At 55.8% G+C, this 5416-nt stretch carries 2 rRNA genes; both read left to right on the top strand.

Annotated elements, in window-relative coordinates:
• The first annotated feature begins 192 nt into the window (after nucleotides 1-192).
• Nucleotides 193-1715 (top strand): 16S ribosomal RNA (locus tag QRN52_RS18010).
• Between the two features lie 553 nt (nucleotides 1716-2268).
• Nucleotides 2269-5408 (top strand): 23S ribosomal RNA (locus QRN52_RS18005).
• Together the 16S and 23S rRNA genes form the textbook arrangement of a ribosomal RNA operon.
• The last annotated feature ends 8 nt before the right edge of the window (nucleotides 5409-5416 follow it).

The following is a 5416-nucleotide window of genomic DNA, read 5'->3' as shown; positions in this document are numbered from 1 at the left end:
TGTGTCTGTTGTTTGAGAACTCAATAGTGTGCCAAGTTTGTTGATACCGATTTATTTATATGAATTGGTTGTTTTGGCTGGTTTCGTGTCACCTCCGTGGCGCGGGGCTGGTTTTACAGCTGGTTTCAAATTTTGTGCAGCTCTTCTGCCGTTATTTCCGGTGGTTGTGGTTGTGTCTGTTTTTGTTTTACTTCAACGGAGAGTTTGATCCTGGCTCAGGATGAACGCTGGCGGCGTGCTTAACACATGCAAGTCGAACGATGATCTCCAGCTTGCTGGGGGGATTAGTGGCGAACGGGTGAGTAACACGTGAGTAACCTGCCCTTGACTCTGGGATAAGCCTGGGAAACTGGGTCTAATACCGGATACGACCGCTCCACGCATGTGGTGGTGGTGGAAAGCTTTTGCGGTTTTGGATGGACTCGCGGCCTATCAGCTTGTTGGTGGGGTAATGGCCTACCAAGGCGACGACGGGTAGCCGGCCTGAGAGGGTGACCGGCCACACTGGGACTGAGACACGGCCCAGACTCCTACGGGAGGCAGCAGTGGGGAATATTGCACAATGGGCGCAAGCCTGATGCAGCGACGCCGCGTGAGGGATGACGGCCTTCGGGTTGTAAACCTCTTTCAGTAGGGAAGAAGCGAAAGTGACGGTACCTGCAGAAGAAGCGCCGGCTAACTACGTGCCAGCAGCCGCGGTAATACGTAGGGCGCAAGCGTTATCCGGAATTATTGGGCGTAAAGAGCTCGTAGGCGGTTTGTCGCGTCTGCTGTGAAAGACCGGGGCTCAACTCCGGTTCTGCAGTGGGTACGGGCAGACTAGAGTGATGTAGGGGAGACTGGAATTCCTGGTGTAGCGGTGAAATGCGCAGATATCAGGAGGAACACCGATGGCGAAGGCAGGTCTCTGGGCATTAACTGACGCTGAGGAGCGAAAGCATGGGGAGCGAACAGGATTAGATACCCTGGTAGTCCATGCCGTAAACGTTGGGCACTAGGTGTGGGGGACATTCCACGTTTTCCGCGCCGTAGCTAACGCATTAAGTGCCCCGCCTGGGGAGTACGGCCGCAAGGCTAAAACTCAAAGGAATTGACGGGGGCCCGCACAAGCGGCGGAGCATGCGGATTAATTCGATGCAACGCGAAGAACCTTACCAAGGCTTGACATGAACCGGTAACGCCTGGAAACAGGTGCCCCGCTTGCGGTCGGTTTACAGGTGGTGCATGGTTGTCGTCAGCTCGTGTCGTGAGATGTTGGGTTAAGTCCCGCAACGAGCGCAACCCTCGTTCTATGTTGCCAGCGCGTGATGGCGGGGACTCATAGGAGACTGCCGGGGTCAACTCGGAGGAAGGTGGGGACGACGTCAAATCATCATGCCCCTTATGTCTTGGGCTTCACGCATGCTACAATGGCCGGTACAAAGGGTTGCGATACTGTGAGGTGGAGCTAATCCCAAAAAGCCGGTCTCAGTTCGGATTGGGGTCTGCAACTCGACCCCATGAAGTCGGAGTCGCTAGTAATCGCAGATCAGCAACGCTGCGGTGAATACGTTCCCGGGCCTTGTACACACCGCCCGTCAAGTCACGAAAGTTGGTAACACCCGAAGCCGGTGGCCTAACCCTTGTGGGGGGAGCCGTCGAAGGTGGGACCGGCGATTGGGACTAAGTCGTAACAAGGTAGCCGTACCGGAAGGTGCGGCTGGATCACCTCCTTTCTAAGGAGCACCATTATCGCCCTTCTTCCTTCCGCATGGTTGGTTGGGGGTGTGTGGAAGCAAAGCCCATTGCGCAGGCGTCTGTTCTGCGGTGGGTGCTCATGGGTGGAATATCAGCAGATAGCGGCCGGTTGGTTCTTTTCCTGTGTCCAGTACGGATGCCTTCACTTTTGTGGTGGGTGTTTTGGAACGGTGCGGGTAGGGGGTTGTCCGGTTTTCGTGTTTGGCACACTGTTGGGTCCTGAGGCAACAGGGCCGTCGGGGAGGGTGCGTGGCCTGTGTGGTTTGCGTGGTTTTTCCTGGCGGGTTTGGGTGTTTCTGGTTTCCTGGCTGCATGGTCTTCGTGCGTGCACGGCTGTCCCTTTTCCGGGGGTGGTTGTGGTGCGGGGGTGTGTGGTACGGGGTTGTTGTTTGAGAACTACATAGTGGACGCGAGCATCTAGGCACGGGCAGGCCCTTGGGGTTTGTTTCGTGTCTTACAGCAATTTCTTTTTATGAACCCGGCCCTCTTTTTGGGGGTCTGGTTCTCTCGAGAAGTTTTTTGATCTTGTGTGGTCAAGTTTTTAAGGGCACACGGTGGATGCCTTGGCATTAGGAGCCGAAGAAGGACGTAGGAATCTGCGATAAGCCTGGGGGAGTTGATAACCGAACGGTGATCCCAGGATGTCCGAATGGGGAAACCCCGCCAGACGCGTTTTGCGTGATCTGGTGACCCGCATCTGAACACATAGGGTGCGTGGGGGGAACGCGGGGAAGTGAAACATCTCAGTACCCGCAGGAAGAGAAAACAAGAGTGATTCCGTTAGTAGTGGCGAGCGAACGCGGATGAGGCTAAACCGTTCCATGTGTGATAGCCGGCGGGCGTTGCATGGGCGGGGTTGTGGGACTTTCCGTACTGGTTCTGCCGGACCGGTGGGGTGAGAGCGCAGGCATAGGTGAACGGTCTTGAAAGGCCGGCCGGAGAGGGTGTTAGCCCCGTAACCGTAATGTTGTGTGCCGCCTGGAGAGGATCCCAAGTAGCACGGGGCCCGAGAAATCCCGTGTGAATCTGTCAGGACCACCTGATAAGCCTAAATACTTCCTAATGACCGATAGCGGACCAGTACCGTGAGGGAAAGGTGAAAAGTACCCCGGGAGGGGAGTGAAACAGTACCTGAAACCGTGTGCTTACAATCCGTCGGAGCCAGTCTGATTCTGGTGACGGCGTGCCTTTTGAAGAATGAGCCTGCGAGTTAGTGTTACGTCGCGAGGTTAACCCGTGTGGGGTAGCCGTAGCGAAAGCGAGTCTGAACAGGGCGAGTGTAGTGGCGTGATCTAGACCCGAAGCGGAGTGATCTACCCATGGCCAGGTTGAAGCGACGGTAAGACGTCGTGGAGGACCGAACCCACTTCAGTTGAAAATGGAGGGGATGAGCTGTGGGTAGGGGTGAAAGGCCAATCAAACTCCGTGATAGCTGGTTCTCCCCGAAATGCATTTAGGTGCAGCGTTGCGTGTTTCTTGCCGGAGGTAGAGCTACTGGATGGCCGATGGGCCCTACAAGGTTACTGACGTCAGCCAAACTCCGAATGCCGGTAAGTGAGAGCGCAGCAGTGAGACTGTGGGGGATAAGCTTCATAGTCGAGAGGGAAACAGCCCAGACCACCAACTAAGGCCCCTAAGCGTGTGCTAAGTGGGAAAGGATGTGGAGTTGCGAAGACAACCAGGAGGTTGGCTTAGAAGCAGCCATCCTTGAAAGAGTGCGTAATAGCTCACTGGTCAAGTGATTCCGCGCCGACAATGTAGCGGGGCTCAAGTACACCGCCGAAGTTGTGGATTTCAGATAGTAGACAAGCCTTCGTGGTTCAGTCGTCTGGAGTGGTAGGGGAGCGTCGTGTGGGCGGTGAAGTCGCGGTGTAAACCAGCGGTGGAGCCTACACGAGTGAGAATGCAGGCATGAGTAGCGAAAGACGGGTGAGAAACCCGTCCGCCGAATGATCAAGGGTTCCAGGGTCAAGCTAATCTGCCCTGGGTAAGTCGGGACCTAAGGCGAGGCCGACAGGCGTAGTCGATGGACAACGGGTTGATATTCCCGTACCGGCGAAGGACCGCCCATGCCAAGCGGGGGATACTAACCGCCCGGAGCCTGCCCAATCACCCTTGTGGTGTGCGGGTTTTGGCCGAGCGCGGGACCTGATCCCGGGAGGTAAGCGTATTAACAGGTGTGACGCAGGAAGGTAGCCGGGCCGGGCGATGGTTGCCCCGGTCTAAGGATGTAGGGTCAGCGATAGGCAAATCCGTCGCTGTGTCTTGGATGACGATCCTGAGATCTGATGGGACCCCCGTCATGGGGGGATCCGGTGATCCTATGCTGCCTAGAAAAGCATCGGCGCGAGGTCCCAGCCGCCCGTACCCCAAACCGACACAGGTGATCAGGTAGAGAATACCAAGGCGATCGAGAGAATTATGGTTAAGGAACTCGGCAAAATGCCCCCGTAACTTCGGGAGAAGGGGGGCCCCAACCTTGAACACCACTTGCTGGTGGGAGGGGATCGGGGCCGCAGAGACCAGGGGGAAGCGACTGTTTACTAAAAACACAGGTCCGTGCGAAGTCGCAAGACGATGTATACGGACTGACTCCTGCCCGGTGCTGGAAGGTTAAGAGGACCGGTTAGCCGCAAGGCGAAGCTGAGAATTTAAGCCCCAGTAAACGGCGGTGGTAACTATAACCATCCTAAGGTAGCGAAATTCCTTGTCGGGTAAGTTCCGACCTGCACGAATGGAGTAACGACTTCCCCGCTGTCTCAACCATAAACTCGGCGAAATTGCAGTACGAGTAAAGATGCTCGTTACGCGCAGCAGGACGGAAAGACCCCGAGACCTTTACTATAGTTTGGTATTGGTGTTCGGAGTGGCTTGTGTAGGATAGGTGGGAGACGTTGAAGCCCTCACGCCAGTGGGGGTGGAGTCATCGTTGAAATACCACTCTGGTCACTTTGGACATCTAACTTCGGCCCGTGATCCGGGTCAGGGACAGTGCCTGATGGGTAGTTTAACTGGGGCGGTTGCCTCCTAAAAAGTAACGGAGGCGCCCAAAGGTTCCCTCAGCCTGGTTGGCAATCAGGTGTCGAGTGTAAGTGCACAAGGGAGCTTGACTGTGAGAGAGACATCTCAAGCAGGGACGAAAGTCGGGACTAGTGATCCGGCGGTACATTGTGGAATGGCCGTCGCTCAACGGATAAAAGGTACCTCGGGGATAACAGGCTGATCTTGCCCAAGAGTCCATATCGACGGCATGGTTTGGCACCTCGATGTCGGCTCGTCGCATCCTGGGGCTGGAGTAGGTCCCAAGGGTTGGGCTGTTCGCCCATTAAAGCGGTACGCGAGCTGGGTTTAGAACGTCGTGAGACAGTTCGGTCCCTATCCGCTGCGCGCGCAGGAAATTTGAGAAGGGCTGTCCTTAGTACGAGAGGACCGGGACGGACGAACCTCTGGTGTGTCAGTTGTACTGCCAAGTGCACCGCTGATTAGCTACGTTCGGATGGGATAACCGCTGAAAGCATCTAAGCGGGAAGCTCGCTTCAAGATGAGATTTCCATACACCTCGTGTGTGAGAGGCCCCCAGCCAGACCACTGGGTTGATAGGCCGGATGTGGAAGACAGGACTAAAGACTGTTGAAGCTGACCGGTACTAATAGGCCGATAACTTACACCACACAAACAC

This window comes from Arthrobacter sp. efr-133-R2A-120 (assembly GCF_030209835.1).
Classification (GTDB): Bacteria; Actinomycetota; Actinomycetes; order Actinomycetales; family Micrococcaceae; genus Arthrobacter.
This window is presented reverse-complemented; position numbering and strand designations above follow the sequence as displayed.